General features: G+C 59.3%; 18 protein-coding genes and 1 pseudogene. 10 read left to right on the top strand and 9 right to left on the bottom strand.

The features are described from left to right. Positions 1 to 121: 121 nt before the first annotated feature. On the top strand, positions 122 to 1,198 hold the full coding sequence (locus BM026_RS21955) for a 3-deoxy-7-phosphoheptulonate synthase (protein WP_058427976.1): 1,077 nt from the start codon (positions 122 to 124) through the stop codon (positions 1,196 to 1,198). A 65-nt stretch (positions 1,199 to 1,263) separates the two neighbouring features. On the opposite strand, the gene BM026_RS21950 is transcribed toward BM026_RS21955, so the two are convergent. After that, complete coding sequence (locus BM026_RS21950; RefSeq protein WP_003189869.1) at positions 1,264 to 1,545, bottom strand: GNAT family N-acetyltransferase; 282 nt, start codon at positions 1,543 to 1,545, stop codon at positions 1,264 to 1,266. Positions 1,546 to 2,155: 610 nt separating this feature from the next. On the opposite strand from BM026_RS21950, the gene oprI reads away from it, so the two are divergent. After that, positions 2,156 to 2,407 (top strand): outer membrane lipoprotei OprI, encoded by a 252-nt coding sequence (gene oprI / locus BM026_RS21945; RefSeq protein WP_003172710.1) that lies wholly within the window; start codon positions 2,156 to 2,158, stop codon positions 2,405 to 2,407. 134 nt (positions 2,408 to 2,541) lie between these two features. Here the strand turns inward: oprI and BM026_RS21940 are convergent, their stop codons facing one another. The 3 genes from BM026_RS21940 to BM026_RS21930 all read right to left on the bottom strand — a co-directional run bounded on the left by BM026_RS21940 (position 2,542) and on the right by BM026_RS21930 (position 4,540). Then, positions 2,542 to 3,510: a L,D-transpeptidase family protein gene (locus BM026_RS21940; protein ID WP_092247681.1), complete on the bottom strand. Its 969-nt coding sequence runs from the start codon at positions 3,508 to 3,510 to the stop codon at positions 2,542 to 2,544. 72 nt (positions 3,511 to 3,582) lie between these two features. After that, a complete protein-coding gene (locus BM026_RS21935) occupies positions 3,583 to 3,876 on the bottom strand; it encodes a hypothetical protein (RefSeq protein WP_010211879.1) in 294 nt (97 codons plus the stop codon). 58 nt (positions 3,877 to 3,934) lie between these two features. Continuing rightward, positions 3,935 to 4,540 (bottom strand): arylesterase, encoded by a 606-nt coding sequence (locus BM026_RS21930; protein WP_092247678.1) that lies wholly within the window; start codon positions 4,538 to 4,540, stop codon positions 3,935 to 3,937. A 10-nt stretch (positions 4,541 to 4,550) separates the two neighbouring features. Between BM026_RS21930 and BM026_RS21925 the strand changes: the two genes are divergently transcribed. Continuing rightward, entirely contained in the window at positions 4,551 to 5,234 is a 684-nt protein-coding gene (locus tag BM026_RS21925) for an ABC transporter ATP-binding protein (protein ID WP_059397119.1), read from the top strand. Then, positions 5,234 to 7,744 (top strand): ABC transporter permease, encoded by a 2,511-nt coding sequence (locus BM026_RS21920; RefSeq protein WP_093530080.1) that lies wholly within the window; start codon positions 5,234 to 5,236, stop codon positions 7,742 to 7,744. Before BM026_RS21925 ends, BM026_RS21920 begins: the two co-directional genes overlap by 1 nt. Positions 7,745 to 7,789: 45 nt before the next feature. Here BM026_RS21920 and greB read toward each other — a convergent pair whose 3' ends face one another. Then, positions 7,790 to 8,263 carry a transcription elongation factor GreB gene (gene greB / locus BM026_RS21915; RefSeq protein WP_092248076.1) on the bottom strand — a complete coding sequence of 158 codons (474 nt, stop codon included), beginning with the start codon at positions 8,261 to 8,263 and terminating at the stop codon, positions 7,790 to 7,792. A gap of 113 nt (positions 8,264 to 8,376) precedes the next feature. After that, positions 8,377 to 9,363, bottom strand: a complete 987-nt coding sequence (locus tag BM026_RS21910; RefSeq protein ID WP_093530078.1) for a hypothetical protein — start codon at positions 9,361 to 9,363, stop codon at positions 8,377 to 8,379. Between the two features lie 217 nt (positions 9,364 to 9,580). On the opposite strand from BM026_RS21910, the gene BM026_RS21905 reads away from it, so the two are divergent. The 3 genes from BM026_RS21905 to BM026_RS21895 are packed head-to-tail and all read left to right on the top strand — an operon-like array spanning position 9,581 to position 12,972. Next, the gene (locus BM026_RS21905) at positions 9,581 to 10,507 is read left to right on the top strand and encodes an ATP-binding cassette domain-containing protein (RefSeq protein WP_093123345.1); all 927 of its coding nucleotides are present in this window, start codon (positions 9,581 to 9,583) and stop codon (positions 10,505 to 10,507) included. Continuing rightward, positions 10,504 to 11,229 (top strand): ABC transporter permease, encoded by a 726-nt coding sequence (locus tag BM026_RS21900; RefSeq protein WP_093530076.1) that lies wholly within the window; start codon positions 10,504 to 10,506, stop codon positions 11,227 to 11,229. Before BM026_RS21905 ends, BM026_RS21900 begins: the two co-directional genes overlap by 4 nt. Positions 11,230 to 11,244: 15 nt before the next feature. Beyond that, positions 11,245 to 12,972, top strand: a complete 1,728-nt coding sequence (locus tag BM026_RS21895; protein WP_093530074.1) for a Gldg family protein — start codon at positions 11,245 to 11,247, stop codon at positions 12,970 to 12,972. Positions 12,973 to 12,976: 4 nt separating this feature from the next. Here the strand turns inward: BM026_RS21895 and BM026_RS21890 are convergent, their stop codons facing one another. From BM026_RS21890 to BM026_RS21880, 3 genes are all read right to left on the bottom strand, one after another. Then, the gene (locus BM026_RS21890) at positions 12,977 to 13,285 is read right to left on the bottom strand and encodes a hypothetical protein (protein ID WP_092247660.1); all 309 of its coding nucleotides are present in this window, start codon (positions 13,283 to 13,285) and stop codon (positions 12,977 to 12,979) included. 250 nt (positions 13,286 to 13,535) lie between these two features. Then, complete coding sequence (locus tag BM026_RS21885) at positions 13,536 to 13,970, bottom strand: DoxX family protein (RefSeq protein WP_071488540.1); 435 nt, start codon at positions 13,968 to 13,970, stop codon at positions 13,536 to 13,538. Positions 13,971 to 14,072: 102 nt separating this feature from the next. Next, positions 14,073 to 15,494, bottom strand: a complete 1,422-nt coding sequence (locus tag BM026_RS21880; RefSeq protein WP_093530072.1) for an MltF family protein — start codon at positions 15,492 to 15,494, stop codon at positions 14,073 to 14,075. Positions 15,495 to 15,730: 236 nt separating this feature from the next. Here BM026_RS21880 and BM026_RS21875 point away from each other — a divergent pair, with 236 nt between their 5' ends. The 3 genes and pseudogenes from BM026_RS21875 to BM026_RS21865 all read left to right on the top strand — a co-directional run. After that, positions 15,731 to 16,537 (top strand): TatD family hydrolase, encoded by an 807-nt coding sequence (locus tag BM026_RS21875; protein WP_093530070.1) that lies wholly within the window; start codon positions 15,731 to 15,733, stop codon positions 16,535 to 16,537. Between the two features lie 96 nt (positions 16,538 to 16,633). Next, positions 16,634 to 18,115, top strand: coding sequence for a methyl-accepting chemotaxis protein (locus BM026_RS21870; RefSeq protein WP_093530068.1), 1,482 nt, complete (start codon positions 16,634 to 16,636; stop codon positions 18,113 to 18,115). A gap of 198 nt (positions 18,116 to 18,313) precedes the next feature. Further along, positions 18,314 to 19,625: pseudogene (locus BM026_RS21865) on the top strand (type IV secretion protein Rhs); the annotation flags it as partial.

Raw genomic sequence — 19,625 nt, 5'->3', positions numbered from 1 at the left:
GCCCATTGTCGCGGGCCGGTGTTACGCGCTAAGGTTCCTCCCCCCTGCATTCAAATCATGCTGTGCTCCGCCGCACGGGGATGGCTGGCGGCCGGCACCCGTGACCCTGACGAGTAACACGATGGCTGATTTACCGATCAATGACCTAAACGTTGAATCCAACGAGACCCTGATCACGCCCGATCAGCTCAAGCGCGAAATCCCTTTGAGCGACGCTGCCCTGCAGACCGTCACCAAAGGCCGCGAAGTCATCCGTGACATTCTCGATGGCACCGACCACCGCCTGTTCGTCGTCATCGGGCCTTGCTCGATCCACGATCTCAAGGCTGCCCACGAGTACGCCGAGCGCCTCAAGGTGCTGGCGGCGGAAGTGTCCGACACCCTGTACCTGGTGATGCGCGTCTATTTCGAAAAACCGCGCACCACGGTCGGCTGGAAAGGCTTGATCAACGACCCGTACCTGGACGACTCGTTCAAGATCCAGGACGGCCTGCACATTGGTCGCAAGTTACTGCTGGACTTGGCCGAGATGGGCCTGCCCACCGCCACCGAAGCCCTGGACCCGATCTCCCCGCAGTACCTGCAGGACCTGATCAGCTGGTCGGCCATCGGCGCACGCACCACTGAATCCCAGACGCACCGCGAAATGGCGTCTGGCCTGTCCTCGGCCGTGGGCTTCAAGAACGGCACCGACGGCGGCCTGACTGTGGCGATCAACGCGTTGCAATCGGTTTCCAGCCCGCACCGTTTCCTGGGTATCAACCAGGAAGGTGGCGTGTCCATCGTCACCACCAAGGGCAACGCCTACGGTCACGTAGTACTGCGCGGCGGCAACGGCAAGCCCAACTATGATTCGGTCAGTGTTGCCCTGTGCGAGCAAGCGCTGAACAAGGCCAAGATCAAGCCGAACATCATGGTCGACTGCAGCCACGCCAACTCCAACAAGGACCCGGCCCTGCAGCCGCTGGTGATGGAAAACGTCGCCAACCAGATCCTGGAAGGCAACCAGTCGATCATCGGCCTGATGGTCGAAAGCCACCTGAACTGGGGTTGCCAGGCGATTCCAAAAGACCTGGCCGACTTGCAGTACGGTGTGTCGATCACCGATGCCTGCATCGACTGGGCCGCCACCGAAAACACCCTGCGCAGCATGCACGCCAAGCTCAAGGACGTGTTGCCTAAGCGCAAGCGCACCTGAGTCTGTATCGAGCGCACACAAAAACGCCGGGCTGAGCCCGGCGTTTTTTTCATGCTGTTTATGCCTTACAACTTCGCGGCATGACGCTGGTGGCGCTCCATGTAGCGTTCGACATAGGAGCAGGACGGGATCACCGTGTAGCCCGCCTCCTCGGCAAACTTCAAAGCTTCCTCGGTCAGTGCCGCCGCAATACCACGGCCCCGCAGTGCGTTGGGCACGAAGGTCCGATAGATATCCAGGGTCTGTTTGCCGAGGTCCATATAGGTCAGATAGGCACGATGACCGTCCACATTGGTCTCGAACTGATGACCAGCCTGGTCATGGTGGATGGACAACGCCTCGCTCATCACTACTCCTCGCGGGTCTTGGTTTCTGACCCCTACCTTACCGATGTTTTTCCGGCGAAGGAACATCTACGCCACCCCGTGCCGGTTTCGACAACGAGAAAACCTTGAGCGCTCACACCTGCACGTAGGGAATAGTAGGCACCAATCCTGCAATTGCTCAAGGCGCACTCGTCATCCCCTGCCACGGGTGGATATAGAAAGGGCTTCGATCTACCGATGATCGAAAGCCTGAACATTGCCGGCAGTTGAACCTTGAGACGAACAGGCGCTCTTAAAGTCACCTCTACATGCGCAAAAGATACCGGGCAACGCGAAGCCATGCTGAACGTAAGTGTCAGCGTGGATATATAAAATTTCATCTGTTTACAGGGCTTAACACATGCGGGCCGGCCCTTTCAGCCTGGATCCGATTTGCGCCCGGTTAAAAAAATTGGACAGTTTTTATACAAACCTCAAAAAGATTAGCCAAAATAGATTCGGCACGAGAATTTTTTTTGCTTCTTGCGCTACGTCAGTTTACTTACTACAAGTAATGGGTAGTATGTACGCCGGCTATTGGCTCACTCTGAGATACTAGCCATCTAATAGAAAGTCCTTGAAGGGGAACACGATGAACAACGTTCTGAAATTCTCTGCTCTGGCTCTGGCCGCAGTTCTGGCTACCGGTTGCAGCAGCGTCTCCAAAGAAACCGAAGCTCGTCTGACTGCGACTGAAGACGCAGCAGCTCGCTCCCAGGCCCGTGCAGACGAAGCCTACCGTAAAGCTGATGAAGCGCTGGCTGCTGCTCAAAAGGCACAACAGACTGCTGACGAAGCTAACGAGCGCGCTCTGCGCATGCTTGAAAAAGCTAGCCGCAAGTAATAATCCCTCGGGGTTGTTATCAAGCCGATCCATTTATGGGTCGGCTTTTTTATTGCCTGGGATTTGTGCCTGGATCACGGGCAATAAAAAGCCCGCCGTGGCGCAAGGCCTTGGCGGGCGTTTGATGTCGTGCCTTATTGCTGCAGATCGATCGGCGCGCTGGCGGCGACCGCCGCTGCGCCGGGCACACCGATTTCCGTCGGCAAACCATCTTCCGCCGCGACCACGTCACGTACCTGATCCCAATTGACCCGCAAATTGTTGGCCAGGTCTTCACGCTTGAGCAAGGCGTTGATCACCGCAGTGTGCTTGTCGACCACCGACGGCGTACCGTCATCATTCAACGGCGTATGCGCTTCAAGGTACACCTTGCCGCCACTGCTGCCGAACTTGTAGGCATCGTTGATGATGCGCACCGATGTCCCCACCGGCACCATGCCGGCCATCTCCAGCACATTGTTGTTGAACATGCGGAAGCAGCCGTGGCTTGTACGCGTGCCGATACCAAATTTCATGTTGGAACCGTGGATCAGGTAACCCGGTGTGCCCAGGGTGAACTTGAACGGCCCCAGCGGGTTGTCCGGGCCGGCCGGCACCACGTTGGGCAGCGGGTCGCCGTTGGCGGCGTGCTCGGCCTTGATCGAGGCGGGCGGGGTCCAGGTCGGGTTTGGCGTCTTGGCGATGATGCTGGTATGGGCAATGGGTGAACCCCAGCCTTCACGACCAATTCCCAACGGGAACGTGTAGACCACGTTCTGACCCTTGGGGTAGTAATAGAGCCGGTATTCCGCCAGGTTGATCACGATGCCCTCGCGCGGCCCCGGCGGCAGGATGAAACGCGTCGGCAATACGATCTCGGTACCCGCACCCGGCAACCAGGCATCCACGCCTGGGTTGGCCGCGACCATCTCCGAATAGCCCAGGTCATAGGTGGTGCCCAGGTCGGCAAAGGTGTCTTCGTACTTGGCCTTGATCACCTGGACCTGGCCGACGATGTCTTCACCCGGTGGGGGCAAGGGCAACTGCAAAGCTGACGCAGAACCGGCCGCACATAGCGCAGCGAGAGACAGGCAGCAGGTGACGACGGAAAGGCGCGACAACATCCGGTAAATCCTTCGCAGACGACGGGTAGGTAAACATCGATTGTATACGTGAAGCGCGCTTCTAGCTGCCCCCTACAACTCGAAACGCAGCTCCGGCCAGATCGGCGGCGTGCCGCGCTTCTGGGACTCCAGGATGGCACGGCACAGCGGGCACAGGCGCTGGTCCTGGAAAATCGAACGATCGACTCGCGACCAACGCGGTTGCGCCGGCAACAGGGTGCCGCACAGCGTGCGATCGATAGAGCCCCCCAGTTCCAGTTGACGTGCCACCAGATGCACCCGCACTTCCTGGCAGGCGAACAGATCCAGCTGCTCGTCCGGCTCGATCAGTTGGTAGTTAAACAGGGACCAGGCAGGACGCGACATCAGGGGCTCCAAATCGGGGGGGCGCCACCTTAGCCGAAAGCCTGCCGGTAGAAAAGCGTCATAGCAGCGGTTTTAACGTCGGCCAGACATTTTCCAGCAACTTGCCCTGGGCGCCGACCGCCGGGTGAAGTTGATCGGCCTGCATCAGCTCCGGGTGACCGCCCACACCATCGAGGAAAAACGGCACCAGCGGGACATTCTTTTGCTTGGCCAGCTCGCCATAGACTTCGGCAAACGCGGTGGTGTATCGCGGGCCATAATTGGGGGGCAATTGCATCCCCAACAACAACACCTTGGCGCCACCTGCCCTGGACTGGTCAATCATCGATGCAAGATTTTGTTGCAATTGCGCAGGCGGTTGCCCGCGCAGGCCATCATTGCCCCCCAACTCAATAACCACCACATCCGGCTTGTGCTCTGCAAGCGCCGCCGGCAGCCGCGCCAGGCCTCCGGCACTGGTGTCGCCACTGATGGAGGCATTGACCACTTTATCGTCGAAACCTTCCTGCTTGAGCCGTTGCTGCAGCAGGGCTACCCACCCTTTGCTGGTATCCAGGCCGAAACCGGCACTGATACTATCGCCAACGATCAGGACTGTACCCGCCGCTGCGTTCTGGGCCATGCACATCAAGGCCAGGCCAGCACTCAAAAACCACATTCGCATCGGATTCTCCATGGGCGCAAGCATTCTCACCGCGCGGAACCTTAGCAAAGTGGTTCCCAGCGCGGAAGGTGAACTGACTATCCTGCACGAACTGAGCCTGGAACTGAACAAGGGCGATAGCCTGGCTATCGTCGGCAGCTCCGGCTCCGGCAAATCCACCCTCCTCGGCCTGCTGGCCGGCCTCGACCTGCCCAGCAGCGGCGAAGTCACCCTCGCCGGGCAAGCCCTCAGTGCCCTCGACGAAGACCAGCGCGCGCGCATCCGTGCCGAGCACGTAGGGTTCGTGTTCCAGTCCTTCCAATTGCTCGACAGCCTCAACGCCTTGGAAAACGTCATGCTGCCGCTGGAACTGGACGGCCGCAAAGACGCTCGCGAACGGGCCAGGCACCTGCTCGAGCGCGTAGGCCTGGGCCAACGCCTGACCCATTCGCCACGCCAACTCTCCGGTGGCGAACAGCAACGGGTGGCGATTGCCCGCGCCTTTGCCGCCGAACCGGACGTGCTGTTTGCCGATGAACCCACCGGTAACCTCGACAGCCACACCGGCGAGCGCATCAGCGACCTGCTGTTCGAACTCAATAAGGAGAGCGGCACGACCCTGGTGCTGGTCACCCACGATGAGCGCCTGGCCCACCGTTGCCGACGCCTGATCCGTCTTGAAGCCGGCCTGATGGTCGCGCCCCTGGAGCCTTGATGGCACGTTTGCCGCTGTTGCGCCTGTTCAGCCTGGCAATGCGCCAATTACTGCGCGATGCCCGCGCCGGTGAATTGCGCGTATTGTTCTTCGCCTTGTTGGTGGCCGTGGCCGCCAGCACTGCCATCGGTTACTTCGGCGCGCGCCTCAACGGTGCGATGTTGTTGCGCGCCACCGAATTCCTCGGCGCCGACCTGGTGCTTGAAGGCAGCTCGCCAGCCCGCCCCGAGCAGATTCGGTCCGGCACCGAACTGGGCCTGGACCACGCCCGCGTCGTGGAGTTTTCCAGCGTCATTGCCACCGATAACGGCATCCAGCTCTCCAGCATCAAGGCGGTCAACGAGCAGTACCCGCTGCGCGGTGAACTGAAAAGCGCAGCCGCGCCTTTTGGCGATCAAACCCCTGGAGGCGGCCCGAAGCCCGGTGAAGCCTGGGTGGAGGCGCGGCTGCTGACGGCGCTGGACCTCAAGGTCGGCGACAGCATCGATGTGGGCATGAAGACCTTGCGCCTGGCCCGCGTGCTCACCTATGAGCCGGACCGCGCCGGCAACTTCTACAGCCTCACGCCCAGGGTGATGATCAACCTGGCGGACCTGGACGCCACCGGTGTGCTGCAACCCGGCAGCCGCGTCAGCTACCGCGAACTGTGGCGCGGGCCACAGGGCAGCTCAGTGCTGCAAACCTATCGCGATCTGGTCAAGCCGGGGCTCGCCGCCAACCAGCGCCTGCAGGATTCACGGGACGGCAACCAGCAGATCGGCGGCGCCCTGGGCAAGGCAGAACGCTACCTGAACATGGCCAGCCTGGTCGCCGTATTGCTGGCGGGTGTGGCGGTGGCGCTGTCGGCCAATCGCTTTGCCACGCGACGTTTCGACGCCAGTGCATTACTGCGCTGCCTGGGCTTGTCACGACGTGAAGCCATGTTGCTGTTCAGCCTGCAACTGAGCGTCCTGGGGTTTTTCGCCAGCCTGGTCGGCGCCCTGCTTGGCTGGCTGGCGCAGTTTGGCCTGTTCTACTTTCTCCACGACCTGTTACCCGCGGACGTTCCACCCGGCGGGCTGCTACCGGCGGTTGCCGGGATCGGCACCGGGTTGGTCGCCCTCGCCGGCTTCGCCCTGCCCCCGCTGGCCGCATTGGGTCGAGTGCCACCGCTGCGGGTATTGCGCCGTGACCTGCTGCCGATCCCTTCCAGCACCTGGATGGTCTATGGCGCAGCGTTGTTCGCCTTGGGCCTGATCATGTGGCGCCTGAGCCTCGACCTGGTGCTGACCTTCGCCCTGCTCGGTGGCGGAGTGGTTGCGGCACTGGTACTCGGTGGCTTGCTCCTGCTCTTGCTGCAAAGCCTGCGGCGACTGCTGGCCCGCGCCTCCCTGCCGTGGCGCCTGGGTCTGGGCCAACTCCTGCGTCACCCACTGGCGGCGGCCGGTCAATCCCTGGCGTTTGGCTTGATCCTGCTGTCCATGGGTTTGATCGCACTGTTGCGCGGCGAGTTGCTCGACACCTGGCAAAACCAGCTGCCCAAGGACGCACCGAACTATTTCGCCTTGAACATCCTGCCGGCCGACAAGGATGCCTTTGGCGCCCGCCTGCTGGAACTGCAGGCGCAATCCGCACCGCTGTACCCGGTGGTGCCGGGGCGCCTGATCAGTATCAATGGCGAACCGGTACAGGAAATCGTCAGCAAGGACTCCAGCGGCGACCGTGCGGTGCAACGCGACCTGAGCCTGACCTGGGCCGCCGACCTGCCACCAGGCAACGCCCTGACGGCGGGCTCGTGGTGGTCGGCGCAACCTGCCGATGAAATCCCGGGTGTCTCCGTCGAAGCCAAGGTAGCGGAAAGCCTCAAACTCAAGCTCGACGACCACCTGGTCTTCACCGTGGGCGGAGAGAATCGAGAAGCGCGGGTCACCAGCCTGCGCACCATCAACTGGGATAACTTCCAGCCCAACTTCTTCATGATCTTCCAACCGGGTACCTTGAAGGACCTGCCGGCCACCTACCTGACCAGCTTCTATCTGGCGCCCGGGTATGACCAGCAGATCGTCGACCTGTCCCGAGCGTTCCCGGCGGTAACCATCCTGCAAGTCGAGGCGTTGCTGGAGCAATTGCGCAGCATCCTCGCCCAAGTGACCCTGGCGGTGGAGTACGTGTTGCTGTTTGTACTGGCGGCAGGGATGGCGGTGTTGTTCTCAGGCCTGCAAGCCACCCTGGATGAACGCATTCGCCAAGGCGCGCTGCTGCGTGCGTTAGGCGCCGAACGCAAGCTGCTGGTCAAGGCCAGGCGCATCGAGTTCGGTTTGCTGGGTGCCGTCAGTGGGTTGCTGGCGGCGCTGGGCACGGAGCTGGTGACGTTCGTGCTGTACCGCTACGCATTTGACCTGGCCTGGCACCCTCACCCGTGGCTGTTGCTGCTACCGGTGATCGGTGCCGTGCTGATCGGCGGTGCCGGTGTGTTTGGCACCCGCCGCGCGCTGAATGCCAGCCCGTTGACGGTGTTGCGCGAAGGTTGAAATGCGATGGGCCCGGATTCCTTACAGAATACGGGCCCATTTTGCTCACTTCACATATTCGATCCCGGTGATCCACCAGCACACCTCACCGCTTGGGGTCTGCACGATAGCCTCGTCATCCACCTCCTTGCGCAACAGCGCACGGGCCATGGGCGAATCGATGGAGATGTAGTCCATCCGGTCATAAATCTCGTCATAACCGACAATACGAAAACGCTTGGTTTCACCCTGCTCGTTTTCAATATCCACCCAGGCGCCGAAAAACACCTTGCCCTCCTGCTCAGGCATGTACTCCACCACGCGCATGTCTTCCAGGCGTTTGCGCAGGTAGCGCACACGCCGATCAATCTCACGCAACAGTTTCTTGTTGTACTGGTAGTCGGCGTTTTCGCTGCGATCCCCCAGCGAAGCCGCCCACGTCACTTTGCGCGTGGTGTCCGGGCGCTTTTCGCGCCACAGGTAATCCAGCTCCTTTTTCAGCGCTTCATGGCCTTCTTTGGTAATCAGCTTGGTACTCAAACGCTTGCATCCCCAGGCAATGTCCATAGGTGCCGATACGCCTGGGTTTCATGCCCTGGGTTCGGCCGGCTGGCGTTGATGATAAATGAACCGGTGAAAGTAGCCAGGCCGGTCTAGCTATCGAGCGTGCGATCCAGCTCCAGCAACATGCCCCGCAGGCTTTGCCGCAAGCCCGACACCTGTGACGTCATCACCTTCAAGGCTTCGGTCCTCTGGCTGACGGCAAGCGACTGATCATGCAGTTGAGTGGTGCGCTGTTCCAGCTCTCGAACCTTCTCATCCAGTTGGTTTTGTTCCTGTTGCAGCCGCGCCTGCCACTGCTCAAGTGCAGTCTCCCGCTCGATTGCAGCGAGTTTTTGCTGGGTCAACTCTTGAGCGACACGGGCAAGGTTGGTCAGCGTGCTATCGACTTCGAACAATGTACTGTTGTCGCCTGAAGACATGAACTTCGTTGGCACCGGCGCATCAGGCTCACGTGGAATGGCAGGTGCGGCCTGCGCCATGTCCACTGGCGTGCTCAAGGGTGCCTGCCGGGGCTCCTCAACCGGTTGTTCATGCAGCGGAGGGCGGACCGACTCGGGTGGGCTCGCGCTCTTGGGAGGAGAGATCATTTGTGACGAAAACCGAATGGACGGCACAATCACTGAAGCACTTTCGATCGCTGGCAACGTCGGCGCAGATATGCCCAGGGTGATCACTTTCATCACCAGCGCTTTCTTGATGATCACCGAATGATGATCCTCAGGCCTGGCCGGTGGCAACTTGCAACCTTTCAAATCGACAAAATGATAAGGCACTTGGGTTTCGGTAACACTACCGGGTTTAACGCCCGAAGCGGCTAATGTCAGTATTTGCTTGAAAACATGCAATGCCACCTGCAGGTCTTCCTTGGATTCAACGCTTCCCAGGAAATAACGATCAAGTTTCTTACGCAAGGCCGCGATATAGACCCTGGAACTTCCAGGCTCTATCTCTTCATCCAGGCTATACACAAGGAAGTTTGAGGCCGTCTGACCGACAGCAAACCCACAGAGCAGTGCACCGTTAACCGGAGCATCTTGACCATTGCGTTCAAGAACAAGGGTACGTAGCAGCATCATGCAATCAGGCCTCAATATTCGGAAAGAAAGCTTATATAAACAAAAAATAAACAATCAAAAATTAGACACTCCAAAACACGACACATTGTTTCAGTGGTCCGCCCGCCCTGCACGTAGGACTTGTCTTATTAATGCTGACCGACGTTCCCAAAACCGCGAGCAACCCGTACCCTTTTTTCAACCTCCCTACGTCATACCAAACTTATTCGGTAAAACAATGATCGAAATAAGCAATCTGACAAAACACATGGGTAACAATACTGTTGTCAGCGACTTTTCATTCAGTGCCGGTCAACAGGAATGCCTTGGGTTGTTCGGACAGGATCACACGGCCAAAACAGTCCTGCTCGATGTCATTGCCGGTTCGACACAGCCGTCCAGCGGTCATATAAATATTCAGGGCTTCAACACACAAACCCACCCGCTCGAAGCCAGGCAACTGGTCGGCTATCAACTGTCCAACGACCTCGGCCATCCAACGATGTCGGTCAAGGCGTTCCTGGATTTCATTGCTGCCATTCGTGGCTTTCGCGGTACCGAAAAACGTGACCGCCTGGAACAGTCCGTCGCACGACTGGAGTTGTTTCCGGTGCTCGATGCCCCCCTCGACCTCCTTTCTATCGCCTGGAAACGCAAAGTCGCGATTGCCCAGGCCATCCTGCATGGCCCTGCCCTGTTACTGCTGGACGAACCCACCGAAGGACTCGCGCAGGATCAGAAGCACGCATTCAAGGCACTTATCCAATCATTGACGCAAGAAATGACGGTCATCATTGCCTCGCGTCACTGCGAAGAGTTGTCCGAACTGTGTACACGCGCCCTGGTAATTGCCAACGGTCGCCTGGTGGCCGATACGCCACTGCCCGATCTACAGCGCGACTCGCGTCACTTCCAGGCAGTCACCCTTACCGCCGAGACGCCACTGGACCTGTTGGCACTGGCTGTCCTTCCAGGTGTGGCAGGCATCGAAGAGCATCGAAACGCGCCCGGCACAGTGACGGTTCTCGCCATGCCCGGACACACCATCTATCCCCATATCAACACGCTGATTGCCAGCCGGCGCTGGAAAATCACCTCACTGAACCTGGAGCCAGGTCGCCTGAATGATGTGGTCCACCACCTGACCAAAGAGGCGTCCCATTGAGACTATTGCCCGTCATTCTGAGGCGTCAACTCACCAGCTATGCGCGCTACCCCAGCACTTACCTCAACATTGCCATTTTCCTCATACTGTCAGTGACATTAGGGTTGTACGTAAGTCCGTGGCGGGAACAAAACGGCAGTGACTTACAGGTATTTTTCCGGTTCCACCCTTCGCTTTACTTATTGCTGATTCCCGCCCTGACCACTCAACTTTGGTCCGATGAAACCAACGCAGGTTTTTTCAGCCTGATGAAAACCCTGCCCATCACGACGTTGGAATGGGTTGTCGGAAAATTCCTGGCCGCCTGGCTGGTGGCCAGCACCGCCCTGTTTCTGATGTTCCCCCTGGTGATCATTGCGAACTATCTGGGCAACGCCGACAACGGTGTCATTGCCTCGCAATTTCTGGCGAGTTGGTTGCTGGCAGGCAGTTACTTATCCGCAGGCTGTTTTATTTGCGCACTGGTCCATCACCGCACTGTTATTTTCGTATTGACACTGGGCTTGTTACTGACAACCAGTGGCCTTTCTTATGTACTGGACTCACTTGAACACCACACCCCTATATGGCTGATCGACAGCCTGACATCCCTCAGCCCTAGCTGGCGATTCAGCAGTATCGATGATGGAAAACTCACACTGCGCAACATACTCTATTTTATTAGCATGATCCTCGCCTTTCTCACCGCGACGACAGTCACACTCAACTACAAACACAGATGAGAAGGGAACCCCTTAATGCGGTCCATTCTGCGCACCGGTATGACGCTTTGCGTCACCTTTTTGCTTTTCCTGGCTTTCAACCTGGTGTGGATAGGTAAACTTCCTGATATACGCTGGGATCTTTCTCAACAAAAAATCCACACTTTATCGCCCCCTGTATACCCACTGCTCGCAACGCTCGAAAGCCCGGTGGACATGTATTACTTCAATTCAAATAACGACCCGAAACGAAGCTACGCCGTGAAACGCTATGGCAAACGTATTGAGGACCTGCTCAAGGAGTACGAAAAGAAGGCTCGGGGCATGATCAACCTGCACGTGATTGAACCCGCTCCCTATTCGGAAGACGCCTATAAGGCACGGCTGTCAGGGCTCGACGAGAACACAGGGTTTCTCGGTCTCATCAGCACGAGCCCCGGTCATGGCGTGCGCCGTATCGGTTCTTTCAGCCTCGAGCGCGAGCCCTTGCTCGAATATGAAATAAGCCACCTGCTCTACAAGTTGCAGCACCCGGAGCGACCGGTTGTTGGGCTGCTGTCGGGGCTGCCGATGGACGAATCCGCAGGTCGGCTCCTGCAGGCGGTGCGGCGAGAATTCGAACTGGTCGCTCTGGAGCCGAATGTCGCTCTAATCCCCGAACACATCAAAACGCTGATGGTTGTACAGCCACGGATACTGCCGGAACGGACCTTGTATGGGATTGAGCAATTTGTCTTGAGGGGCGGTAGATTGATGATGTTCATCGACCCGTTGAGCGAACAACGCTCAACCCCATTCCCAGCCAATAGCCGACTGGACGAGGTGCTTGCCGCCTGGGGTATCCGGATGCCGACGGACAAGCTGGTGGTCGACTCTCTCTACACGCCCTGGGAGACGCCAGATATGCCCAATCGAGTCAGGCTGAACTTGCCACGACAGGCAATGAACCTGAACGACATCAGCACCTGGAACCTCAACAGGGTGACAGTATCGAGTAGTGGGGCGCTGGTGCAGTTGAACAAAAGCCGCACAACCTTCACCCCGATCCTGCAAAGTTCCGAGCAATCCGTGCTGTTGGAGGCCAACCAATCCCCTCGCGCAACAAAGTCCGATTCCGTGATTGAAGAGGCTTCGAGCCGAGAACGGCGCCATGTCATTGCTGCACGCATCGAAGGGCCGAGCTACTCAGTCTTTTCCGATGGTATCAAGGGCCTGCCGCCCGGGTTGCAAACAGCCGCGCAGATTCATGTTGTGGTCATCGCTGACACCGACATGCTTACCGATAAGGTCAGCGACGCGGCGCCCGATGGCAACGCGCTGTTTGTTCTGAATACACTGGATAACCTGTCCGCCCCCGACATGCTCGTCGCGATTCGCCCAAGGGCAACGCAGGACATGCCGACGGTGCTGGAGGGTATGCGCGAGGTCGCAAGACAGGCCTATCGTTCGAAAGCCAGCGAACTGGAGCGACGCTTGCAACGAACAGAGCAGGAATGGCAACGGCTGAGCCCATGGACAACCACCCTCGGCACCCAGGCAGTGGAGACCAATACCCAGCTGCAAGCACTCAACAAGGAACGACTGCGCCTACCCATGGAGCTGAATACCCTGCAGCGCGAAGCCTACGCCCAAGTGCGTCGTCTGGAGTTGGCGATAACGCTGGTGGCGATCTTTGCCATGCCGCTGACGTTATGCCTGATCGCCTGGATGGTCTTTCTTGGAGAGCGCCGACGCCGGTTGCAAGCCGGCGGCATGATTCACTGAATGTTCAGCGACGGGCTATCAGTCCCTGTCGTGCAATACGGGTCAACTGGCGGATGACTTCGGTGGCATTGTCGGCGCTTGGGGCCTGGATAACTGCAAGGTCAAAGCTGTTGCTGGCAAAACGCGCAAGTGAGTCGCCATCTTCGACAAACTGGATCAGGAACGCCGAAGGTCGGCCAGTGCGACGCGGCCAACCATCCAGGTAACGCAATAGCGTGGGCTGGTGCTTGCCGCCAAGAAGAATTTTCGGGTTGCGTTGAGTGAGGTCCGCAGTGATCGGGGCCAGGCGTATCAGGGGGCGTAATGCATTCATCGTGTCGTGTCTCTGCCTCAAAAGTCTGCGGGCAGGTGAGAGGCAACACCGAACCAGCGCTTTAGCGGAATTTCGAAGCATGGAACACGCTTCTGTCGGGACCGATGACGATCACCCATGGCGCCCCGCAATTAGCTGTTTAAATCGGCGCATGAGCGGCATCCTAGAGAAGCCGGTGGGGCGGTGTCAAGAATCCCGAGCAACGAAAAGGCCCGCACAGGGCGGGCCGATTCAAGGTGTTGCAGCCCAATCAGTGGGCGATGGCGCGGTCTGCGGACAGTTTGCCAGCACCCTCCAGCAGTACCGCCAGTGAGCCGCCGAGCAGGGCCAGGGCGAACTCATAACCGTTGTTGGCCATGAACAGGCCGTTATGGATGTGCACCGAGAAGATCGCCACCAGCGACAGGAAAGTCAGGCCCAATGCCGCAGGGCGAACCAGCAGGCCGATGATCAACGCCAGGCCGGCAAAGAACTCGGTACCGCCCGACAGCAGCGCCATCAGCGTACCCGGCGCCAGGCCGATGCTTTCCATCCACTGGGCAGTGCCCGCCAGACCGTAGCCGCCAAACCAGCCAAAGAGCTTTTGCGAACCGTGGGCGGCGAAGATGATGCCTACCACAATGCGCAGGATAGTCAGGCCGTAACCGGCGCGAGTGGAGAGAATACGGTTGATCAGTGGGCTCATGGTGCAGATCCTTTTCAAAGTAGGGTTGATTGGCCGCTATATTAATCAGTTAAAACAATGATAAAAGCCGAAAAAATGCCTGATTAATATCGATAAAATCGATTACTTTCGTGAAGCGATTTTCGGCGCTGGCGGTTCCAGGGACTCCCGCTCCCGATCGAACGCCAAGAAATACTTGTTGACGCTATTAACATAGCTGACGCCGCCCATCCCTACCTGCTCCATGGCAATGCGTTCAACCTGGAAAAACCACTGGTTGGGGTTGAGCCCCCGCCGCTTGGCTTCAGTACGCATGCCCTGCACCCGCTCCGGCCCCATGTTGTAAGCCGCCAGCACAAAGGCCATGCGCTCGCGCTCGTTGAGCTTGGGGCTGGCGAAGAACTTGCGACGGATCATTGCCAGGTACCGCGCGCCGGCCTGCACGTTGCTGTCGAGACTTTCGATGTTGTTGACCCCCACGCGTTGCGCCGCCGATGGCGTGATCTGCATCAAGCCGGTAGGGCCGCCGCTGTTGCGCGCGCCAGGGTCAAGCGCCGATTCCTTGAAGGCCAGTGCGGCGAGGTTCAACCAGTCCATGCCCTGCTCGCGGGCGTGTTTCTGCAAGACCGGGCGCAGTTTTTCCAGGCGCTGTCGGTCGACGCGGACCAATGGGTTGCGCACTTGGTAAAGGCGACGGTAGATACGCTGGAATGCCACATCCTGATCGGACGGGGTTCGATAGGTCTTGAGGAATCGATCAATGCTGGCCCGCAGCATCGAGGCATCCTGGCGCACGAACCAGTATTCGTCGCCCGGCTCGCTGATCGCCACCTGCTTATCGAAACGCAACTTGGGCAGGATCTTCGACCAGCGCTCGGCAATCGGCTTTTCGACAATAGTCAGGTGGAAAATACCGGCCTGCACCATCTCCAGCACATCCTCCACGGCCAGGGTCGGGTCCACCCACTCCACTTTCACCGGCGGCTGCTTGTGCAGCGCGAGCTTTTGATTGACCTGGTTGATGGCATCCGCCGCGGCGCTACCGGTGGTCAACGCCAGGGTGCGGCCGGACAATTGTTCCAACTTGGTAAACCGCCGCTCGCCCTTAACCCCCACCAGCCACAACGGCACATCGCTGGCAATCGGGTCGCTGGTGCTGATCTTGTGCGCCGCTTTTACATCGAGCAGTTCACCGGGCGCCACCAAATCACCTTCGCCACGGGCCAGTGCGCCAAGCAACTGGTCCTTGGCCTTGGGAATGATCTTGAGGTTGATCTCCTGGCCATCACGGGCATGGCCATTGAGGTACTGCTCGAAGGCGCGCAGGCGATGGTATTCAACACCGATGGCCTGGCCTTGCACCTCACCGGAGCTGTTACGGCTCTGGTTGACCAATACGCGCAACGTGCGGCTTGAACGAATCTCCGCCAAATCACGTACCTTGCCGGGCTTGGTCACTTCCAGCGGCCCGTCCAGACGCGCAACCGCCGCCATGGGCAGCAGCATCGTCAGGCACAACATAAGCAACGCCGAGGGTCGGATCATCCGCTCTCCGGAAAGAATACTGGCCAACGCCCTCGCGAAAAACGAGGCGGTGGGAGTCAGAAACAGAGCGCTTTATGCGCTGGCAAGGTACGCAACGGCGGCATGATGAAAGGCGGCGGGCCAACCACAATGTCGCTTGCGACGTTCAAAGACAGCTATAACTCGTTGTAGTTCTTCGTTTTTCTTATAAATCTACAGCTCTGATATGCTTTCCGGCCGCAGGCGGAGATAGCACCATGCAACTCATTGATATCGGCGTCAACCTGACCAACCCCAGTTTCGACGAGAAGCACCAGGCCGTGCTCGAGCGTGCCTATGCTGCCGGCGTGCAACAATTAGTACTCACCGGCACCAGCATCGAGGGCAGCGAACAGGCCCTGGCGCTGTGCGAAAAACTCGATGAAAGCGGCCAACGCCTGTTCAGCACGGCGGGTATCCACCCCCACTCCGCCAGTGACTGGAACGGCGATAGCGCATCACGTTTGCGCGGGTTGCTGAAAGAAAACCGCGTACGCGCAGTCGGAGAATGCGGGCTGGATTTCAACCGGGATTTTTCACCGCGTCCGCAGCAGGAAAAAGTCCTCGAAGAACACCTGGTGCTGGCCATCGAGCTGAAACTGCCGGTATTCCTCCACGAACGTGATGCCAACCAGCGCCTGTTGGATATCCTCAAGGACTACCGCGACCACCTCACCGCCGCCGTGGTGCACTGCTTCACGGGCGAACAACAGGCGCTGTTCAGCTACCTCGACCTCGACTTGCACATCGGCATCACCGGCTGGATTTGTGACGAACGCCGTGGGACACACCTGCACCCCCTGGTCAGGGAAATTCCCCGTGGCCGCCTGATGCTGGAAAGCGACGCGCCCTACCTGCTACCGCGCACCTTGCGTCCGAAGCCGAAAAACGGTCGCAACGAGCCCGCGTATCTACCCGAAGTGCTGCGCGAAGTCGCCCTGCACCGCAACGAGAGCGTGGAAGATCTGGCACGCCACAGCACGGCCTGCGCCCGTCGCTTTTTTGGGCTGCCTGCCGTGGATTGATGCGGCGCATTGACCCATGTCAAAACCGTTTTCCTGGATAGCGGCACAATAATGGCACCTTGCCAATGCTGTTTCCGCTATCAGAGAAAACCTTCCATGGGTGCCTGGCTTAGCAATATCTCGCTGAAGTACAAATTCTGGGCCGTCAATGCGGTCGCCTTCATTACCACCCTGCTGCTGGTGCTCTATGCCGTGCAGCTTGAGCAACAGTCCCGCAGCAATGCATCCCGGGCTTCGGCACAGGCGCAGGCACACTTGTTCAATGCGTGGCCGACTGGCGAAGCTTTGCCCAAGGGCGAGCACTGGCTGACGTTCAAGCGCGGCCAGGTCCCACAACTGGCGGAGCAGGATCTGTCAGCCCTTGGCAGCAACCTGGGCTGGGTCGAACTCAATCACATGCCGTGGTTCGGCGAAAACCCGCTGATGGGTGCCGAAGTCATCGCCCGCCCTGACGGTCAATACGTCGCCGTGCTTGCCTACGCGCCAAGCCTGAGCCAGGTGTTCGAAGAACGCTTCGCCAACTATGCAGTGGCGGTCTTGATCCTGATGCTGGCGATGCTCGGCGCCTCGCAACTGCTGATCCGCTTCCTGCTCAGCCAACTCAACACCCTGAAAGACGTGATGCTGCACGTAGAGAAAACCGGCGACCTGTCGGCCCGCGTGCCGTTGGCCTGCAAGGATGAAGTTGGCCAGATGGCCAGCGCCTTCAACGCCATGCAAGCGGGCTACCAGCGCGTCGTCAACACCGTGGCACGCACCGCCCAGCAACTCGACGATGGCGCCGCACGGTTGGCCAGCAGCATGAACGACGTGCAGCACGGCATGCTCGGCCAGCAAAGCGAAACCGACCAGGCCGCCACTGCCATCAACGAAATGACCGCCACCGTCTACCACATCGCCCAGCACGCCGGCGCCACCCGCGATCTGTCCCAGACCGCCGACACCCTGGCGGGCAGCGGCCAGGAAGTGGTCACCCGCGTACAACGCTCGATTGCCGGCCTCTCCACGGGCGTGCAGCAGACCGCCGAGATGATCCAGAAGCTCGCCGAGGACAGTCAGAAAATCAACGGAGTGGTCAGCGTGATCCATAGCATCGCCGAGCAAACCAACCTGCTCGCCCTCAACGCCGCCATCGAAGCCGCCCGCGCCGGGGAAATGGGCCGGGGTTTCGCCGTGGTTGCCGACGAAGTGCGCAACCTGGCCAAACGCGTACAAAGCTCCACCGACGAAATCACCCGCATGGTCTCGGCGCTGCAGGCCGGCACCCGCGACGCGGTGGACTTCATGCAGGAAAGCTCGTTCAAGGCTGACGACTGCGTGCAGCAAGCCCAGGAAGCCGGCGCGGCCCTCGCCGAAATCACCAGTGCCGTGGCGCAGATGCGTGAAAGCAACACCCAGATCGCCGTCGCTGCCGAGCAGCAAAGCCACGTCGCCGAAGAGATGAACCGTGCGGTGGTGAGCATTCGGGATGTGACCGAGAACACCGTGCAGCAAACCGTGGATTCGGCGACGACCAGTAATGAACTGGCAACCTTGGCCGGGGAGCTGAGCAAGGCGATTGGGCAGTTGAAACTGTAGGACTGCTCAACCCGTAATCCTCTGCCTACAACAAAGCCTCGGTTTGCCCGAGGTTTTGGCGAAACGTCCTAACCCTACCGACGAATAACGCCGACTTCTTTTCCCTGGCAACCTCTCCAAAGTCTCTCGCCTGATCAATCAGCGCGAGGGACCGCCGATGCACTTCTCCAGCCGTGCCCCACTCAATGGGGCAGCCTCATGACTCCAGTTATTGCCCGGTTCATCCTGGCGCCCATGGATGCCAAGGCGCCGGACGTTGAAGGCGTCCTGCGTGACTTACGTAAATGCCTCAACACGTTTGACGAGTGGGCCGAAAGCTTCTGGAGCGGTTCGGCACTGGAAGTGGAGCAGGTGTTCAAGGTCGGGGACGAGGTTTCCCTCGTCGCTCCGGCGTCCTCCAAGAAACCGAATCGCACGGTTGCCACCTGCAAGGCCCAGGGTTCGTTGACCCTGGTGCATATGTTCGAGAGCACGCAATTCGTGCCTATCGGCAATACGCCGGTGATGCTGCAGGCCATTGCTGCGGACGGCAGCCCGATGGGCCCGCCGATCCATCACACCATCGACCCCAGCGGCATCCTTGAAGTCAGCGACTGCACCCGCGATCAGCGCTACCAGATCACCTTTTATCCCGACGTTTCCAAGGATCACATCAAGGCGCTGTATGCGTCTTATCAGTCGGTGATCGCGGGGCTGGAAATGGGCCTGCGTGATGAGTGGGCGAAGACTTTCAAGCCACAATGGAGTGACTTTGCCAACGCCATATCCTTGGAACGCAGTGGGATGCAAGGCATGGCGTTTTCCAGCGGCATGGCCAAGGCGCTCTACAACCTGTGGGACAACCTCACACAACTGTACGACCTGCTGGCGGACCTCAAGAGCAATAGCCAGAAACTGCTGCAGTACGTCTCCCAGGCCGAACTGGATGAACTGTTGAAACTGGGCAAGGACGCCATTGCCCAGGGCCTGCTCGTGCTCAGCGATGAGCCGCTGTTGTTTATCTATCTGTCGGCCCTGGTTGCCTGGGTACGCATGCTGCCGCCGCCGCAGATGTACGAACTGCTGGGCGAGATGACCGGCGAGGTGCTGATCAATCTGTTTCTGATCTGGGCCACGCGGGGCATGGGGGTTCAGCTTCGTTTGGGTATGCAGGTGCTGGGGCACATCAAGTCCGAGCGCGTGCGTAAATGGCTGCAAATGCTGGCGGACCAGGTGGTCGGGCCTCGGTTGGAGGCGCATGTCGAGGCGGCCAGGCCGTTGCTGCTGGGTAGCTCCGCGACGCCGATCCGGGTGATTCCGAATGCGCCGTTGAAGGCTGGGGATCAGGTGGTTTCCAACGCGGTGCCGGTGGTGCGCAACAAGTCCCAGCGAACCGCGTTGGTGCGGCAGGAGACCGTGGATGACGTGCCGGTTTCTGCTCGCAACCCGAATGGGGATGCGGCGGCCTCTTCGGACAAGACCGCGACCAATGGGTGCCCGGTGTCGATGGTCACCGGCGAGGAACTCCTGA

Source organism: Pseudomonas sp. NFPP24 (assembly GCF_900112095.1).
Classification (GTDB): Bacteria; Pseudomonadota; Gammaproteobacteria; order Pseudomonadales; family Pseudomonadaceae; genus Aquipseudomonas; species Aquipseudomonas extremorientalis.
This window is presented reverse-complemented; position numbering and strand designations above follow the sequence as displayed.

What these genes read in the sequence shown, in the direction of transcription:
- BM026_RS21955 (WP_058427976.1), top strand. Translation starts at nt 122, where the DNA reads ATGGCTGATTTACCGATCAATGACCTAAACGTTGAATCCAACGAGACC.
- BM026_RS21950 (WP_003189869.1), bottom strand. Translation starts at nt 1,545, where the DNA reads ATGAGCGAGGCGTTGTCCATCCACCATGACCAGGCTGGTCATCAGTTC.
- oprI (WP_003172710.1), top strand. Translation starts at nt 2,156, where the DNA reads ATGAACAACGTTCTGAAATTCTCTGCTCTGGCTCTGGCCGCAGTTCTG.
- BM026_RS21940 (WP_092247681.1), bottom strand. Translation starts at nt 3,510, where the DNA reads ATGTTGTCGCGCCTTTCCGTCGTCACCTGCTGCCTGTCTCTCGCTGCG.
- BM026_RS21935 (WP_010211879.1), bottom strand. Translation starts at nt 3,876, where the DNA reads ATGTCGCGTCCTGCCTGGTCCCTGTTTAACTACCAACTGATCGAGCCG.
- BM026_RS21930 (WP_092247678.1), bottom strand. Translation starts at nt 4,540, where the DNA reads ATGCGAATGTGGTTTTTGAGTGCTGGCCTGGCCTTGATGTGCATGGCC.
- BM026_RS21925 (WP_059397119.1), top strand. Translation starts at nt 4,551, where the DNA reads ATGGGCGCAAGCATTCTCACCGCGCGGAACCTTAGCAAAGTGGTTCCC.
- BM026_RS21920 (WP_093530080.1), top strand. Translation starts at nt 5,234, where the DNA reads ATGGCACGTTTGCCGCTGTTGCGCCTGTTCAGCCTGGCAATGCGCCAA.
- BM026_RS21910 (WP_093530078.1), bottom strand. Translation starts at nt 9,363, where the DNA reads ATGATGCTGCTACGTACCCTTGTTCTTGAACGCAATGGTCAAGATGCT.
- BM026_RS21905 (WP_093123345.1), top strand. Translation starts at nt 9,581, where the DNA reads ATGATCGAAATAAGCAATCTGACAAAACACATGGGTAACAATACTGTT.
- BM026_RS21895 (WP_093530074.1), top strand. Translation starts at nt 11,245, where the DNA reads ATGCGGTCCATTCTGCGCACCGGTATGACGCTTTGCGTCACCTTTTTG.
- BM026_RS21890 (WP_092247660.1), bottom strand. Translation starts at nt 13,285, where the DNA reads ATGAATGCATTACGCCCCCTGATACGCCTGGCCCCGATCACTGCGGAC.
- BM026_RS21885 (WP_071488540.1), bottom strand. Translation starts at nt 13,970, where the DNA reads ATGAGCCCACTGATCAACCGTATTCTCTCCACTCGCGCCGGTTACGGC.
- BM026_RS21880 (WP_093530072.1), bottom strand. Translation starts at nt 15,494, where the DNA reads ATGATCCGACCCTCGGCGTTGCTTATGTTGTGCCTGACGATGCTGCTG.
- BM026_RS21875 (WP_093530070.1), top strand. Translation starts at nt 15,731, where the DNA reads ATGCAACTCATTGATATCGGCGTCAACCTGACCAACCCCAGTTTCGAC.
- BM026_RS21870 (WP_093530068.1), top strand. Translation starts at nt 16,634, where the DNA reads ATGGGTGCCTGGCTTAGCAATATCTCGCTGAAGTACAAATTCTGGGCC.